Raw genomic sequence first — 14577 nt, 5'->3', positions numbered from 1 at the left:
GCGGGCGGTCCGTTCGGACCGGCGCACCGCGCCCGCGCGCCCGGCGCACCGGCCGGGACGCCGTCGTGAGCCCGGCCCGGGCACCGGCGAGAATGGCCCCGTGGACACCGAGAACCTCCAGCCCCTGCTGACCCCCGAAGGTCAGGCCCTGCTCGCCGAGTTGCGCGAGTTCGCCCCCGAGGAGGAGCTGGCCCTGGCCACCCGGCTGCGGCGGGAGCACCCGGCGGAGCTGGTGTCCGCGGCGTTCGGCCAGGCCCGGCTGCGGCAGCGGGCGCGGGCGAAGTTCGGTGCGGACGCCGACCGGATGTACTTCACGCCCAACGGCGTCGAGCAGTCCACCCGGCGCAGCGTGGCCGAGTGGCGGGCCCGCCGGTTCGCCGGACTGGGGGTGCGGCGGCTCGCCGACCTGTGCTGCGGCATCGGCGGGGACGTGCTGGCGCTGGCCCGGGCCGGCATCGAGGTGCTGGCCGTCGACAGGGACCCGGCGGCCTGCGCCGCGACGGCGGCCAACGCCGCCGCGCTCGGCCTCTCCGAGCTGGTCGAGGTGCGCTGCGCGGACGTCACCGAGGTGGACGTCACCGGCTACGACGCGGTGTTCACGGATCCGGCCCGCCGCACCTCGCGCGGCCGGGTGTTCGACCCCGAGGCCTACACCCCGCCGCTGTCCTGGGCGGTCGAGGCCGGGCGGCGGACCCTGATCGGCGCGCTGAAGGTCGCCCCCGGCATCCCGCACGAGGCCGTCCCGGCGGACGCCGAGGCGGAGTGGGTGTCCGACCACGGGGACGTCAAGGAGGCGGTGCTCTGGTTCGGCACCCGGGCGGACCGCCCGCACCGCGCCACCCTGCTGCCGCAGGGCGCCAGCCTGGCCGGAGGGGACCTGCCCGACCCGGCGCCCGGCCCGGCCGGGCGGTACCTGTACGAGCCGGACGGCGCGGTGATCCGGGCGCACCTGGTGGCCGAGGTCGCCGAGCAGGTCGACGGCCGGCTGATCGACCCGAAGATCGCGTACCTGACCTCGGACCGGCTGGTCGCCACCCCGTACGCGCACGCCTTCGAGCTCACCGACGTGCTGCCCTTCCACATCAAGAAGCTGAAGGCCCTGCTGCGCGAGCGCGGCGTCGGCACCGTGGTGATCAAGAAGCGCGGGATGGCGATCACCCCGGAGGAGCTGCGCCGCCAGCTCAAGCCCTCCGGGCCGAACACCGCCACGGTGATCCTCAGCCGCACCGACCGGGGGCCGCTGATGATGCTGGGGCAGCCCGTGACGGCCCCGTAGGGGCCGCCCTAGGAGGCGGGCGGCTGGATGTAGTCGTCCAGCCGGGCCACCGAGAAGCCCTGCTCCTGGATCCGTGCCAGGAGGTCGCCGAACATCTGGGTCATCGTGGCGCCCTTGAGCTCCTTGGGGCCCCGGAAGTGCGCCAGGATGATGTCGCCGGGCTTCAGCTTCTTGTCGGCGGCCTGGTACTGCATGTCGTGGATCTGCATCGACTCGCGCCACAGCACGATCGCGCGCGGACCGCACTGCTGCACCGAGGAGTTGAGCGTCGGGGTGTTGGCGCCGTCGCCGAACGGCGGGCGGAACAGCAGCGGGGCGGTGCCGTACTGCTGGGTGAGGGCGGCCTGGTCGTCGCAGATCTCGGCCTTCTGCTTGTCCGGCGGGAGCTTGCTCATCACCGGATGGGTGACGGTGTGGTTCTGGATGTGGTTGCCGAGCGCCTGGAGCGGCTTGAAGTAGCCGTAGTCGTTCTTGACGATGTCCTTGGTCAGGAACATCGTGATCGGCACCTTGAGGTCGGTCAGCATCTCGACGAACTTCGGGTCCTTCTCGGCGCCGTCGTCGATGGTGATGAAGACGACCTTGTCGTTCGTCTTCACGTCGCTGAACACCGGCACGGTGCCGCTGCGTTCGAGCTTGACCGGCTTGTCGGCCGGCGGCGCGGGGGCCGGGGCGAGCGGCTTGAGGTTCCACTTCGCCCAGGCCGCGGTGTCGCCCTGGACCGGGGCCGCGCCGGGCGTGGTGGCCGCGGCCGTCGGTGCGGCGCCGCCGCCGGACGGCTGGGACGCCGCCGGAGCAGTCCTCGTCGCGGCCGCCGTACCTCCGCCGCCCCCGTTGTCGCCGCACGCGGTGGTGAAGGCCAGCAGGGCCAGCGCCCCCGCCGCGCACGTCCTGGTCCTGCTCCGCCCGTCCCTGTTCACCGCACCGCGCTCCCGGTTCCGTCCAGCTTCCTCTCAGCTATGCACGGTAGCGGCGGGGGCGGCGGTTCCCGACCACGTCCATCCGGCTGACCGGGCTTTCGGCTGACCGGCCGTTCGACTGTTCAGCCGTCCAGCCGTGCGGCCCTTCGGTCGTGCGGCTCCCGGCTACGCGGCTGCGCCGCCGTCCGGCCGTTCGACGTGCTCACTGGTGAAGGACCAGCGGTGCACCGGGCGGCCGATCAGCTCGGCCGGCGGGTCGGCGACGGGTACCGGCTCGCCGCTCCACCAGGTGATCAGCAGCACCCTCTCCCGGTCGTCGGCCGGCCGGGAGCCCGGTGCCGAGAGCAGCTCGAGGCGTTTTAGCCCGGCCGCTCCGCGCACCGCGGGCAGCGCCGACTCCCGCACCCAGGCGGCGAGTTCGGCGCCGCGGCCGTCCGCCGCCCGGGCCTCCCACATGACGGCGACGGTCACGCGGCGCCGCCTCCCAGCGCGTCGTAGGCCTGGCCGTGGAGGTCGCCGTGCCCGATGGCCGGGGAGGGCACGTGGACGTCGGTGACGGGCAGCGAGGAGTCCGCCGACAGGTCGAAGGCGGACGGCGTGCGGCCGCGCCACACCATCTCGGAGCCGAGCGCGGCGACCATTGCGCCGTTGTCGGTGCACAGGCCCGGCCGGGGCACCCGCAGCCGGATGCCGGCCCGGTCGCAGCGCTGCTGGGCCATCTCGCGCAGCCGGGAGTTGGCGGCGACGCCGCCGCCGATCATCAGGTGGTCGACGCCGTTGTCCTTGCACGCCTTGACGGCCTTGCGGGTGAGCACGTCGGTGACCGCCTCCTGGAAGGACGCCGCGACGTCGGCGATCGGCACCTCCTCGCCGGCCCGGCGCTTGGCCTCCACCCAGCGGGCGACGGCGGTCTTCAGCCCGGAGAAGGAGAAGTCGTACTCCGGGTCGTTCTTCCCGGTCAGGCCGCGCGGGAAGGCGATCGCCCCCGGGTCGCCCTCGCGGGCCGTCCGGTCGACGACCGGGCCGCCGGGGAAGCCCAGGCCGAGCACCCGGGCGACCTTGTCGAAGGCCTCGCCGGCCGCGTCGTCGATGGTCGCGCCGAGCGGGCGGACGTCGGTGGTGATGTCCTCGCTGAGCAGCAGCGAGGAGTGCCCGCCGGAGACCAGCAGGGCCATCGTCGGCGAGGGCAGCCGGCCGTGCTCCAGCTGGTCGACGCAGATGTGCGAGGCGAGGTGGTTGACCCCGTACAGCGGCTTGTCCAGCGCCCAGGCGTACGCCTTGGCGGCGCTGACGCCGACCAGCAGCGCGCCGGCCAGCCCGGGGCCGGCGGTGACGGCGATGCCGTCCAGGTCGCTGGCCTTGACCCCGGCCGTGTCCAGGGCGCGCTGGATGGTCGGGACCATCGCCTCCAGGTGGGCGCGGCTGGCGATCTCCGGGACGACGCCGCCGAACCGGGCGTGGTCGTTCACGCTGGAGGCCACCGCGTCGGCCAGCAGGGTGGTGCCGCGCACGATGCCGACGCCGGTCTCGTCGCAGGAGGTCTCGATGCCGAGGACGAGCGGTTCGTCAGCCATGGGGGGTGTCCTCAATGTCCTTCGGGTCGGTGCTGTCGGTGCGGGGGTGGTCGGGGCCCGGACGGTCCGGGCTGGGGCGGTCGGGGCCCCGGTGGTCGGGGCTGGGGCGGTCGAGGCGCATCACCAGGGCGTCGACGTTGGCGGGCTGGTAGTAGCCCCGCCGGATGCCCACCGGTTCGAAGCCGTGGCGCTCGTACAGCCGTTGGGCGCGGGGGTTGTCCACCCGCACCTCCAGCAGCAGTTCGGCGCAGCCGCGCCGGCCCGCCTCGCGGATCAGGTCGGTGAGCAGCGCCGCGCCGAGGCCGGTGCCCTGGTGGCGCTCGTCGACGGCGATGGTCTGGACGTCGCCCTCGCCGGCGACCGCCATCAGCCCGGCGTAGCCGACGACCGCGCCGTCCCCGGTGGTGGCGACGGTGTAGTGGCGCGTCCCGCCGTGGTGGGCCTCGGCGAGTTCGGACCAGTACATCCCGTGGGACCAGGCGTCCTCGGGGAAGAGCTTGAGCTCCAGTTCCATCACCGGCTCGATGTCCCACCAGCGCATCGGGCGCAGGGTGGTGCCGTGGTTCACGCCGGGAGCACCGCCTTGCCCCCGAGAACGGTCTTGTACCCCGCCGGGACTTGGGCGTCCGGCCGGCGCAGGTACAGCGGGAGGTTCGGCAGCAGCTCGCGGCCGGCGGCCAGCTCGGCGGCGGCGAAGCCGGCCAGGGCGCCGGCCGAGACGTGCTCGGGCCCGTGGGCGCCGGGGAAGGCGTCGGGGTAGAGCAGCGCGCCGGCGCCGACCGAGCGGGCCTGCGGGGTCAGCTCGGCGGGGCGGTCCACGCCCGGGCCCTCGGTGCGGCGGCCCTCGGCGTCGTAGGAGGCCCAGTAGACCTCCTTGCGGCGCGCGTCGGTGGCCACCGTGAACGGTTCGCCGTCCAGGCCCTCGGCGCGGGCCTGGAAGGCGATCGCGTCCAGGGTGCAGACGCCGTGCACCGGCAGGCCGAGCGCGTGCCCGAGCGCGGCGGCGGTCACCAGGCCGACCCGCAGACCGGTGTACGGGCCCGGGCCGACGCCGACCGCGATGCCGGTGAGGCGGTGCTTGTCCACCCCGGCGGCGTTCAGGACCTCGTCGATCGCGGGCAGCAGCAGTTCGCCGTGGCGCCGGGCGTCGACCTGGTGGGTCTCGGCGAGGACGGCCGTGCCGTCGTGGACGGCGGCGGTGACGGCGGGGGTAGCGGTGTCGAACGCGAGCAGCAGCACGGGTCAAGGTTAGACCGACGTTGGGCCGACCGGCCGATCGAGCTGGTGTCCCCCTCGGGAACACACGTACTGGGCGCTGCGGACCGGCCGGGCGGACCTGGCACGATAAGGGGCGGTACGGACAGCGGACGACAGCGGGGAGCGGCACGTGGCGAAGATGGGTCCTGGAGTGGTGGTCACGGGGTTGACCCTGGGGGCCCTGGCAGTGGTGAGCCTGCTGGCCTTCCAGGCCAACGGCGCGCAGGACCGCGCCGGCGGAGCCCGCCCCACCACCGCGGCGACGTCCACCGGGCCGGCCGCCTCCGCGACGCCGAGCGCCTCGGCGACCCCGACCGCGCCGGCGCTGCCGGTCAGCTCGGGCAGCGGCACCCGGGTGGTCTACTCGGTGAGCACCCACTACGTCTGGCTGGTCGACCCGAAGAAGAACCCGCAGGTCACGGCCGCCTTCCAGGTCGCCCCGGGCTCGGTCGAGCCGACCCCGGGCAGCTACTCGGTGTACAGCCGCACCCCGAGCGGCACCGGTACGGACGGCCGGCAGATCGAGCACGTGGTGCGGTTCGCCCAGCAGAACGGCGTGGTCTTCGGCTTCAGCTCGGCGCTGGACGGCACGACGCCGACCCCCGACCCGAAGACCAGGACGGGCGGCATCCGCAGCGGCCGCGCCGACGGTCAGCTGCTGTGGGACTTCGCGCCCAACGGCACCAAGGTGGTCGTGATCCCCTGAGGCGGGCGCCGTCAGGCGGCGGCCCGGGGTGTTCCCGTCCCGGGCTCGTCGGCCTGCCGCGGCTCGGGTTCGGGCGGAGTGGAGACCGCTTCGGCGGCCGCGCAGGCGGCCAGCAGCGCCCGCATCGGCGCTCCCGGAGCGCGGCGGGCGGACTCTCCGGCCCCGGTGTCGCGCGCGGAGCGCTCCGGGGCGGGGGTGGTGCTCGACATGGCGCCTCCCTAGTTAGGCAGACCTAACCGCAGCACCCATCCCACCACGCCCGGCACCCCGCCCGCAACACCATGCCGACACGCTGTCGGCAAAACGGGGGCGGTCCGGTCAGGCCAGTTCCTCCAGCCGCGCGTCCGCCCAGCGGTCCCCGATGCCGGTCAGCACCACCCGGCGCGGGTCGTGGTCCTCCCCGGCGGTGTCACCGATCGCCCGCTCGATCCGCACCTCCAGCCGGTCGTCGGACAGCCGCTCGACCTTGCCCTCGCCCCACTCGACCACGACCACCGACTCCGGCAGCGAGACGTCCAGGTCGAGGTCCTCCATCTCGTCCAGGTCCCCGCCCAGCCGGTACGCGTCCACGTGCACCAGGGCCGGCCCGCCGACCAGCGAGGGGTGCACCCGGGCGATCACGAAGGTCGGCGAGGTCACCGCCCCGCGGACCTTCAGCCCCTCCCCCAGGCCGCGGGTCAGCGTGGTCTTCCCGGCCCCCAGCTCCCCGGAGAGCAGCACCAGGTCACCCGGCCGCAGCAGCGCGGCCAGCTCCCGGCCGAGCCGGCCCATCCGCTCCGGCGTGGGGACGGTGAGAGTGGCGTGCGAGCCCATGCGTGTGTCTTGCCCTTCGCTCCGTAGCGGCGCACCGACCACCGGCCGCCACCGCTACCGTGCCACATCGCCGGGCCCCGCCGTGGCGGGCGGGGGGTCAGGCCGGGTCGACGGCCGGGTCCGGGCCCTGGTCGCCGGCCCGGTCCCGGTCCTCGCCCTGGTCCTGGCCCTGGGGCTGTTCGCCGGCCAGTCGGAGGACACCGGCCGGCAGCGGCGCGGCGCCGGCGAAGGCCGCGGCCCGGCGCAGCAGCCGGGCCAGCTCGTGGTCGAGCAGCCCCGGGCACTCCAGCAGCACCAGGTGCCCGGCGCCCTCGACCAGGACCAGCTCGGCGCCGGGCAGCCGTTCGGCCATCGCCTCGCTGTGCGTGGCGGGCGTGAGCAGGTCCTTCGTCCCGGCCAGCACCAGCGCCGGCAGGCCGCGCAGGGCGGCCAGCGCCTCGTACTTCTCGTGCGCGCCGAACACCGGGAAGAACTCGGCGACCACGTCGATCGGAGTGGCGTCCAGCAGCTGTTCGGCGAACCGCACCACCGAAGGGTCGACGTCCCGGCTCCCGAAGGAGAACCGCCGGTAGAGGACGGCGCTGAGGTCCGAGCCCGCCCGCCTGGTCGCCTCCACCAGCTCGACCTGACGGCCGAGCAGCTTCACCACGCCGGGCGCCACCCTCCGGAACAGCTTCGCCCCGGCCTTCGGGAGACCGAGGCTCACCTCGTTCCAGCCCCCCGCGAGGGTGCCGACCAGCGCGACCCCGGCGACCCGCTCCCGGAACAGCTCCGGGTGCTGGTCGGCCAGCGCCATCACCGTCATGCCGCCCATCGAGTGGCCGACCAGCACCAGCGGCCCGGTGGGCGCGACGGCGTCGATCACCGCCTTGAGGTCGCCGCCCAGGTGGTCGATGCTGGCCGACTCCCCCGCCAGGTAGGAGCGGGAGCGCTCGGAGCGGCCGTGGCTGCGCTGGTCCCAGAAGACCAGCCGCATGCCCTCGCGCAGCGCCGCCCGCTGGAAGTGCCAGCTGTCCTGGTTGAGGCAGTAGCCGTGGCTGAACACGACGGTCAGCGGCTCGGGGCGCTCGGGCCCCGCGCCGTCCGGCTCGTCCCAGCCGGTGCCGTCCAGCTCGACGTACAGTTCCGTGCCGTCCGGCGCGGCCACCGTCGTCGGGCGCCCGCGCAGCGAGCCGTACGGGGCGGCCGCGTCCAGCTCGGCCCGGGCGCGGCGGCGCATCGCCCGGCCGACCGTCAGCCGCTCGATCGCGACGCCCGCGGCCGCGCCGGCCGCGAGCACCCCGACGGAGATCCCGATCACACCGGCCCGGCTCACCCCGGTGGCCACACCGGCCGCCTTGGCCACCGCCGCGGCCGGATTGCCCTCGGCCGGTGCCCCGGTCATGCCGGCAGGCCCTCTCGGTGGCTGCCGCCGAGGTAGCGGCGGGGCACCCGGGCGCCGATCCGGGTGATGATCTCGTACGAGATGGTGCCGCTCGCGCGGGCCCAGTCCTCGGCGGTCGGTTCACCGCGCTCGCCGTTGCCGAACAGCAGCACCTCGTCGCCGGTCTCCGGGGTGTCACCGCCCAGGTCCACCACGAACTGGTCCATCGCCACCCGGCCGGCCACCGTGCGCCACTTGCCGCCGATCTGCACCGGGCCGGTGCCGCTGGCGTGGCGCGGGACGCCGTCGCCGTAGCCGACCGGGACGAGCCCGAGCGTGGTCGGGCCGGGCGTCACGTAGTGGTGGCCGTAGCTGACCCCGTGTCCGCCGGGCACGTGCTTGACCAGCGCCAGCCGGGCGGTCAGCGCCATCACCGGGCGCAGTCCGAAGTCGGCCGGCGAGCCCACCTCGGGCACCGGGGACAGCCCGTACGCGGCCAGGCCGGTGCGGACCAGGTCGAAGTGCGCCTCGGGCAGCAGCAGGGTGGCCGGCGAGTTCGCCAGGTGCCGGACCTGCGGGCGCAGCCCGGCGGCCTCGGCGTGCGCCAGCGCGGCGCGGTAGGAGTCCAGCTGGGCGCGGATGGACGGGTGGCCGGGCTCGTCCGCGGCGGCGAAGTGCGACCAGACGCCGACCACCTCGAGCAGGCCCTCGGCCTCGGCGCGCCGGGCGTTCGCCACCAGCTGCGGCCAGTCGTGCGGCTGGCAGCCGTTGCGGCCGAGGCCGGTGTCGGCCTTCAGGTGGACCCGCGCCCGGATGCCGGTCTCCCGGACGGCCGGCAGCAGTTCGTCCAGCGCCCACTGGCCGCTCACCGAGATGTCCAGGTCGGCGCGCAGCGCCTCGCGCCACGGCCCCCCGGGTGTCCACAGCCAGCACAGGATCCGGGCCTGCCCCGGGCGGATGCCCGCGGCCCGCAGCGCCAGCGCCTCCTCGGGCGTCGCGCAGCCGAGCCAGCCCACGCCGGCGGCGACCGCCTCCCGGGCGCACTCGACCGCGCCGTGGCCGTAGGCGTCGGCCTTGACCGCGAGCATCACGGCGGAGCCGCCGACGCGCTCGCGCAGCGCGGCGAGGTTGCCGCGCAGGGCGGCGAGATCGATGGTCGCCTCGGCCCGTACGCCGTCGGTGAGGGTGGCCGTGCCGGTCGTGTTCGCAGTTGTCATCAGGGTCAGTCTCCCAGACGTCCCGGAGTCCTCGCCGAACGGCCCGTCGGCGCGGCGGTCGGCACCGGGACGCCGGGCACCCCTCCGACCTGCGGCGGACGGCTGGTCCGCGTGGTCTGGGACGCCGGGAACGGACCGGCCGGTTCCGTTCGGCTACCCCGCGCGGACCGCCCGCCAGACCGCCGGGAGCGCCTGGGCGACGCCGATCGCGGTCACCGGCGCACCGGGGGCGCCCGCCGCCTCGCGCCCCGCCAGACCGTGCAGGTAGGCGGCCAACGAGGCGGCGTCCAGCGGTGCCAGGCCCGAGGCCAGCAGGGAGCCGGCCAGGCCGGCCAGCACGTCCCCGCTGCCCGCGGTGGCCAGCCAGGAGGTGCCGGTCGGGTTCACCCGGACGGCCCCGCCCGGGTCGGCCACCACCGTCGTGGAGCCCTTCAGCAGCACCGTCGCCCGGTAGGCGGCCGCCAGCCGCCGGGCGGTCGCCAGCCGGGTCGCGGCCAGCGCGTCGGCCGCGGGCGGCGCGGTGCCCTCCGCGCCCGCGAGCAGCCGGGCGGCCTCGCCGGTGTGCGGGGTGAGCAGGGTCGGCGCCGTCCGGCCGGCCAGTGCCCGCGGCCCGAGCCGGCCCAGCTCGGTCAGCCCGTCCGCGTCCACCAGCACCGGGACGTCGCCCGCCAGCGCCTCGGTCAGCGCCTGCCGCGCCCCCTCGCCGCCGCCCGGCCCGACCACCCAGGCCTGCACCCGCCCGGCCCCGGCCGGGCCGCCCTCGGTGACCAGCACCTCCGGGAAGCGCCGCACCACCTCCTCGGCCGCCGTGCCGACGTACCGGACGGCGCCCGCGCCGCCCCGCAGCGCCCCGGCCACCGCCAGCAGCGCCGCCCCCGGGTACGTCGCCGAGCCGGCCGCCACCCCGACCACGCCGCGCCGGTACTTGTCGCTCTCCGTGCCGGGCCTCGGCAGCAGCGCCGCCGCGTCCGCGTGCTGGAGGGCCGTCAACTCCGGGTCGGGCAGCTCCAGCCCGATGTCCACCAGTTGCACCGCACCCGCGTACTCGGCGCCCGGGTCGACCAGCAGCCCGGGCTTGTACGTGCCGAAGCACACCGTGACGTCCGCGCGCAGCGCCTCGCCGGGCACCTCGCCGCTGTCCGCGTCCACCCCGCTGGGCAGGTCCACCGCCACCACGACGCCGCGCCGTTCGGCCCGCGCGTACGGCACCGCCTCGGGGCGCAGCCCGCCCCGGCCGCCGATGCCGACGATCCCGTCCAGCACCAGGTCCGCGCGCGAGAAGTCGGCCAGGCCGACCTCCTGCTCCGCCGCCACCCGGCCGCCGGCCGCCCGCAGCGCGGCCAGCCCGCCCGGGTGCGCCTTCTCCGGCGTCAGCAGCACCGCCGTCACCCGCGCCCCGCGCCGGGCCAGCGCCGCCCCGGCGTACAGGGCGTCACCCCCGTTGTCCCCGCTGCCCGCCAGCACCGCCACCCGGCTGCCGTACACCCGCCCCCGACGCCGGATCAGCAGCCGCGCACAGGTCGCCGCCAGCCCGGCGGCCGCCCGCTGCATCAGCGTGCCCTCCGGCAGCAGCGCCATCAGCGCGGCCTCGGCGGCGCGGACGGTTTCCACAGGGTGTGCATGACGCATGGGGAGAACTCCTTCAGCGGTCGGCTACCGCCGACGCTAGCCCGCGCCACCGCCCCATGGGAGCCGGGCCTGCGGCACACTTTCGAGTGACACCCACGTCGATCCCCCTCCGGTGTCGGTCCGTATGCCTACCTTGTGGCTCGGCACGGACCCACAGGAGGGAGAAGGGCCATGGTCGCCATGCCAGCTGTCGAGCAGCCGCTGGGCCAGGACGGTCTTCTCCAGGCATTTCTGGAGCTGGACACGCCGCCCGGTTTCAAGGCCGAGCTCATCGAAGGGGAGATCGTTGTGACGCCACCGCCGGACGGGCCGCATGAGGGCGCGTTCTCGAAGGTCGCCAAGCAGTTCTTCCGGAACGCCTCGATCGAACTGGACATCGCGGGCAACAAGGGCCTCATCACCCCCGGAGGCCGTTTCATCCCCGACGGGACGGTGGTCCCGGAGGACCACTTCGACCACCTGGAGTCCTGGGCTCCGGCGGATGGAGTCCTGCTCGTGTTCGAGATCACCTCGACCAGTCCGTACAAGGACCGCGAGCCGAAGCGCAAGGGCTACGCCGCTGCGGGCATCCCCTGCTACCTGCTGATCGATCGCAGCGAAGGCACGGTCACCCTGTTCACCGAACCCCAGGACGGTGACTACAGGGCGCTCACCAAGGCCGACTTCGGCAAGCCGATCGACCTGCCCGCCCCCTTCTCGTTCGCGCTCGACACGGCGCCCCTGCGGTAGGACGCAGCCACCGCAGGGGCGCCGTGCACGGCTGCTCGACTACTCGACCGTGACCGACTTGGCCAGGTTGCGCGGCTGGTCGACCTCGTGGCCCTTGGCCGTGGCCAGCTCGCAGGCGAAGACCTGGAGCGGGACGGTGGAGACCAGCGGCTGGAGCAGGGTCGGGGTGACCGGGATGCGGATCAGGTGGTCCGCGTACGGCACGACCGCCTCGTCGCCCTCCTCCGCGATCACGATCGTGCGGGCGCCGCGGGCCCGGATCTCCTGGATGTTGGAGACGATCTTGTCGTGCAGGATCGACCGCCCGCGCGGCGAGGGCACGACCACCACGACCGGCAGCCCCTCCTCGATCAGCGCGATCGGGCCGTGCTTGAGCTCGCCCGCCGCGAAGCCCTCGGCGTGCATGTACGCCAGCTCCTTGAGCTTGAGCGCGCCCTCCAGGGCCACCGGGAAGCCGACGTGGCGGCCCAGGAACAGCACCGAGCGGGCGTCGGCCAGCGAGCGCGCCAGCTCGCGCACCGGCTCCATGGTCTCCAGGACCTGCTCGACCTGCTTCGGCGCGTCGCCGAGCTCCTTGATGACGGCGAAGATCTCGTCGCCCCACTTGGTGCCGCGCACCTGGCCCAGGTAGAGGGCGACCAGGTAGCAGGCGACCAGCTGGGTCAGGAACGCCTTGGTGGACGCGACCGCGACCTCCGGGCCGGCGTGGGTGTACAGCACCGCGTCCGACTCGCGCGGGATGGTGGAGCCGTTGGTGTTGCAGATCGCCAGCACCTTGGCGCCCTGCTCCCGGGCGTGCCGCAGGGCCATCAGGGTGTCCATGGTCTCGCCGGACTGCGAGATGGCGATGACCAGCGTGCCCGGGCCCATGATCGGGTCGCGGTAGCGGAACTCCGAGGCGACCTCGACCTCGCACGGGATGCGGGTCCAGTGCTCGATCGCGTACTTGGCGATCATGCCCGCGTGGAACGCGGTGCCGCAGGCGACGATGACGACCTTGTCGACGGAGCGCAGGTCCGCGTCGGAGATCCGCAGCTCGTCCAGCGTCAGCCGGCCGTCGGTGCCGATCCGGCCCAGCAGGGTGTCGCCGACGGCCTTCGGCTGCTCGGCGATCTCCTTGAGCATGAAGTAGTCGTAGCCGCCCTTCTCGGCGGCGGAGGCGTCCCAGTCGACGTGGTACTCGCGCACCTCGGCGGGGTTGCCGTCGAAGTCGGTCACCGTGACGGCGTCCGCGCGCAGCTCGACGACCTGGTCCTGGCCCAGCTCGATCGCCTCGCGGGTGTGGGCGATGAAGGCGGCGACGTCCGAGGCGAGGAAGTTCTCGCCCTCGCCGCGGCCGACCACCAGCGGCGAGTTGCGGCGGGCGCCGACCACCACGCCGGGCGCGTCGGCGTGCACGGCGACGAGGGTGAAGGCGCCGTCCAGGCGGCGGCAGACCACCCGCATGGCCTCGGCGAGGTCGCCCTGGTACGCCTCGCCCAGCAGGTGGGCGACGACCTCGGTGTCGGTCTCGGAACGGAGGGTGTGGCCGCGCTCGGCGATCTCGGCGCGCAGCTGGGCGAAGTTCTCGATGATGCCGTTGTGGACCACGGCCACCCGGTTGTCGTCGTCCAGGTGGGGGTGGGCGTTGGCGTCCGTCGGGCCGCCGTGGGTGGCCCAGCGGGTGTGGCCGATGCCGGTGGTGCCGCCGGGCAGGGGCGATTCGGCGAGGGACTTCTCCAGGTTGGCGAGCTTCCCCGCCCGCTTGTCGGTGACCAGACCCCACTGCCCCTGGGAGTCCTTCGCCTGCACCGCGACACCGGCCGAGTCGTAGCCCCGGTACTCCAGCCGCTGCAGGCCCGCGATTACTACGTCGAGGGCGGACTGCGCGCCCACGTATCCAACAATTCCGCACATGCGTGCCAGCATAAGGGCCGTTCTGTGGCCCTTTTCCCCTCTCGGGCCAACTCTGCGTGACCGACACCACAGCCACCGTGAACACCGCGACGGCTCACAATGGAGCATGTGCTGACCGAACTCTGTACGCGGGGCGCCCCCACGCCCGGCCCGTCGCCGTCCCCTTACGTGGACCTCAGCCGGGCCGAGTGGAGTGCGCTGCGCGAGCGTACGCCGCTGCCGCTGACCGCCGAGGAGGTGGAGCAGCTGCGCGGTCTCGGCACAGCCCTCGACCTGGACGAGGTGCGTGACGTCTACCTGCCGCTGTCCCGGCTGCTCAACCTGTACATCCACGCCACGCATGACCTGCGCGGCGCCCTGGGCACCTTCCTGGACACCCCGGACACCGAACGCACCCGCACCCCGTTCATCATCGGGGTGGCCGGCTCGGTCGCGGTCGGCAAGTCGACCACGGCCCGTCTGCTCCAGGCCCTGCTGGCCCGCTGGCCCGAGCACCCCCGGGTCGAGCTGGTCACCACCGACGGCTTCCTGCTGCCCAACGCCGAACTGCGCCGGCGCGGCCTGATGGCCCGCAAGGGCTTCCCCGAGTCGTACGACCGCCGGGCGCTGATGCGCTTCGTCGCGGACGTCAAGGCGGGCAAGGAGCGGGTCACCGCGCCGGTGTACTCGCACCTGGTGTACGACATCGTGCCGGACCGGCGGCTGACGGTGGAACGCCCGGACATCCTGATCGTCGAGGGCCTCAACGTGCTCCAGCCGGCCCTGCCCGGCACCGACGGCCGCACCCGCCTCGCGGTGGCCGACTACTTCGACTTCTCGATCTACGTCGACGCCCGCACGGACGACATCGAGCACTGGTACCTGGACCGCTTCCGCAAACTGCGGCAGACCGCCTTCCAGGACCCGAACTCCTACTTCCGCCGCTTCACCGAGGTGCCGGAGGAGGAGGCCATGGAGTACGGCCGGCAGGTCTGGCGCACCATCAACAAGCCCAACCTGCTGGAGAACGTGCTGCCCACCCGGGGCCGGGCCACCCTGATCCTGCAGAAGGGCGCGGACCACAAGGTCCGCCGGGCGCTGCTGCGCAAGCTCTGAGCCCACCGGACGTACGGGCAACGGCAAGCGGCCCCCACCGGAACCGGTGGGGGCCTTCGCCGTCCTGCGGCGCCGTACGGCCGGCGCCGCCGGCCTGACGGC

Annotated in this window: 15 protein-coding genes; 4 read left to right on the top strand and 11 right to left on the bottom strand. The window is 74.5% G+C overall.

Annotated features, from left to right (window positions below; all coding sequences use genetic code 11):
• The first annotated feature begins 100 nt into the window (after positions 1 to 100).
• Positions 101 to 1276: a methyltransferase domain-containing protein gene (locus ACGF07_RS17955; protein ID WP_392899730.1), complete on the top strand. Its 1176-nt coding sequence runs from the start codon at positions 101 to 103 to the stop codon at positions 1274 to 1276.
• An 8-nt stretch (positions 1277 to 1284) separates the two neighbouring features.
• Here the strand turns inward: ACGF07_RS17955 and ACGF07_RS17950 are convergent, their stop codons facing one another.
• The 5 genes from ACGF07_RS17950 to tsaB all read right to left on the bottom strand — a co-directional run bounded on the left by ACGF07_RS17950 (position 1285) and on the right by tsaB (position 5009).
• On the bottom strand, positions 1285 to 2196 hold the full coding sequence (locus tag ACGF07_RS17950) for a polysaccharide deacetylase family protein (RefSeq protein ID WP_350735764.1): 912 nt from the start codon (positions 2194 to 2196) through the stop codon (positions 1285 to 1287).
• Between the two features lie 165 nt (positions 2197 to 2361).
• The gene (locus ACGF07_RS17945; RefSeq protein ID WP_392899728.1) at positions 2362 to 2667 is read right to left on the bottom strand and encodes a hypothetical protein; all 306 of its coding nucleotides are present in this window, start codon (positions 2665 to 2667) and stop codon (positions 2362 to 2364) included.
• Entirely contained in the window at positions 2664 to 3770 is a 1107-nt protein-coding gene (gene tsaD, locus ACGF07_RS17940) for a tRNA (adenosine(37)-N6)-threonylcarbamoyltransferase complex transferase subunit TsaD (protein ID WP_392899725.1), read from the bottom strand. The genes ACGF07_RS17945 and tsaD overlap by 4 nt, the downstream gene beginning before the upstream one ends.
• Positions 3763 to 4311, bottom strand: coding sequence for a ribosomal protein S18-alanine N-acetyltransferase (rimI, locus tag ACGF07_RS17935; RefSeq protein WP_392899915.1), 549 nt, complete (start codon positions 4309 to 4311; stop codon positions 3763 to 3765). The genes tsaD and rimI overlap by 8 nt, the downstream gene beginning before the upstream one ends.
• Before the next feature lie 23 nt (positions 4312 to 4334).
• Positions 4335 to 5009 carry a tRNA (adenosine(37)-N6)-threonylcarbamoyltransferase complex dimerization subunit type 1 TsaB gene (tsaB, locus tag ACGF07_RS17930; RefSeq protein ID WP_350735755.1) on the bottom strand — a complete coding sequence of 225 codons (675 nt, stop codon included), beginning with the start codon at positions 5007 to 5009 and terminating at the stop codon, positions 4335 to 4337.
• Positions 5010 to 5166: 157 nt separating this feature from the next.
• Here tsaB and ACGF07_RS17925 point away from each other — a divergent pair, with 157 nt between their 5' ends.
• A complete protein-coding gene (locus ACGF07_RS17925) occupies positions 5167 to 5733 on the top strand; it encodes a hypothetical protein (RefSeq protein WP_392899912.1) in 567 nt (188 codons plus the stop codon).
• Between the two features lie 11 nt (positions 5734 to 5744).
• Here ACGF07_RS17925 and ACGF07_RS17920 read toward each other — a convergent pair whose 3' ends face one another.
• The 5 genes from ACGF07_RS17920 to ACGF07_RS17900 all read right to left on the bottom strand — a co-directional run bounded on the left by ACGF07_RS17920 (position 5745) and on the right by ACGF07_RS17900 (position 10755).
• Positions 5745 to 5942: a hypothetical protein gene (locus tag ACGF07_RS17920; RefSeq protein ID WP_392899722.1), complete on the bottom strand. Its 198-nt coding sequence runs from the start codon at positions 5940 to 5942 to the stop codon at positions 5745 to 5747.
• Between the two features lie 109 nt (positions 5943 to 6051).
• Complete coding sequence (gene tsaE / locus ACGF07_RS17915) at positions 6052 to 6546, bottom strand: tRNA (adenosine(37)-N6)-threonylcarbamoyltransferase complex ATPase subunit type 1 TsaE (RefSeq protein ID WP_392899719.1); 495 nt, start codon at positions 6544 to 6546, stop codon at positions 6052 to 6054.
• Positions 6547 to 6643: 97 nt separating this feature from the next.
• Entirely contained in the window at positions 6644 to 7930 is a 1287-nt protein-coding gene (locus ACGF07_RS17910; RefSeq protein WP_392899716.1) for an alpha/beta fold hydrolase, read from the bottom strand.
• Positions 7927 to 9126, bottom strand: coding sequence for an alanine racemase (gene alr / locus ACGF07_RS17905; RefSeq protein WP_350735743.1), 1200 nt, complete (start codon positions 9124 to 9126; stop codon positions 7927 to 7929). Before alr ends, ACGF07_RS17910 begins: the two co-directional genes overlap by 4 nt.
• Positions 9127 to 9279: 153 nt before the next feature.
• Positions 9280 to 10755 (bottom strand): NAD(P)H-hydrate dehydratase, encoded by a 1476-nt coding sequence (locus tag ACGF07_RS17900; RefSeq protein ID WP_392899713.1) that lies wholly within the window; start codon positions 10753 to 10755, stop codon positions 9280 to 9282.
• A 171-nt stretch (positions 10756 to 10926) separates the two neighbouring features.
• On the opposite strand from ACGF07_RS17900, the gene ACGF07_RS17895 reads away from it, so the two are divergent.
• Positions 10927 to 11484: a Uma2 family endonuclease gene (locus ACGF07_RS17895; RefSeq protein WP_392899711.1), complete on the top strand. Its 558-nt coding sequence runs from the start codon at positions 10927 to 10929 to the stop codon at positions 11482 to 11484.
• 39 nt (positions 11485 to 11523) lie between these two features.
• On the opposite strand, the gene glmS is transcribed toward ACGF07_RS17895, so the two are convergent.
• The gene (gene glmS, locus ACGF07_RS17890; RefSeq protein WP_392899708.1) at positions 11524 to 13380 is read right to left on the bottom strand and encodes a glutamine--fructose-6-phosphate transaminase (isomerizing); all 1857 of its coding nucleotides are present in this window, start codon (positions 13378 to 13380) and stop codon (positions 11524 to 11526) included.
• A gap of 99 nt (positions 13381 to 13479) precedes the next feature.
• Between glmS and coaA the strand changes: the two genes are divergently transcribed.
• Positions 13480 to 14475: a type I pantothenate kinase gene (coaA, locus tag ACGF07_RS17885; RefSeq protein WP_350735731.1), complete on the top strand. Its 996-nt coding sequence runs from the start codon at positions 13480 to 13482 to the stop codon at positions 14473 to 14475.
• The last annotated feature ends 102 nt before the right edge of the window (positions 14476 to 14577 follow it).

The sequence above is a fragment of the Kitasatospora sp. NPDC048194 genome (assembly GCF_043202455.1).
Lineage (GTDB): Bacteria > Actinomycetota > Actinomycetes > Streptomycetales > Streptomycetaceae > Kitasatospora.
Note: the sequence above shows the minus strand (reverse complement) of the source record. Positions and strands in the feature narration are given on the sequence as shown.

Bases quoted from the DNA above. Each gene is read 5' to 3' on its own strand.
- alr (WP_350735743.1), bottom strand. From the start codon at position 9,126: ATGACAACTGCGAACACGACCGGCACGGCCACCCTCACCGACGGCGTA.
- glmS (WP_392899708.1), bottom strand. From the start codon at position 13,380: ATGTGCGGAATTGTTGGATACGTGGGCGCGCAGTCCGCCCTCGACGTA.
- ACGF07_RS17910 (WP_392899716.1), bottom strand. From the start codon at position 7,930: ATGACCGGGGCACCGGCCGAGGGCAATCCGGCCGCGGCGGTGGCCAAG.
- coaA (WP_350735731.1), top strand. From the start codon at position 13,480: ATGGAGCATGTGCTGACCGAACTCTGTACGCGGGGCGCCCCCACGCCC.
- rimI (WP_392899915.1), bottom strand. From the start codon at position 4,311: ATGCGCTGGTGGGACATCGAGCCGGTGATGGAACTGGAGCTCAAGCTC.
- tsaD (WP_392899725.1), bottom strand. From the start codon at position 3,770: ATGGCTGACGAACCGCTCGTCCTCGGCATCGAGACCTCCTGCGACGAG.
- ACGF07_RS17895 (WP_392899711.1), top strand. From the start codon at position 10,927: ATGGTCGCCATGCCAGCTGTCGAGCAGCCGCTGGGCCAGGACGGTCTT.
- tsaE (WP_392899719.1), bottom strand. From the start codon at position 6,546: ATGGGCTCGCACGCCACTCTCACCGTCCCCACGCCGGAGCGGATGGGC.
- ACGF07_RS17920 (WP_392899722.1), bottom strand. From the start codon at position 5,942: ATGTCGAGCACCACCCCCGCCCCGGAGCGCTCCGCGCGCGACACCGGG.
- ACGF07_RS17900 (WP_392899713.1), bottom strand. From the start codon at position 10,755: ATGCGTCATGCACACCCTGTGGAAACCGTCCGCGCCGCCGAGGCCGCG.
- ACGF07_RS17925 (WP_392899912.1), top strand. From the start codon at position 5,167: ATGGGTCCTGGAGTGGTGGTCACGGGGTTGACCCTGGGGGCCCTGGCA.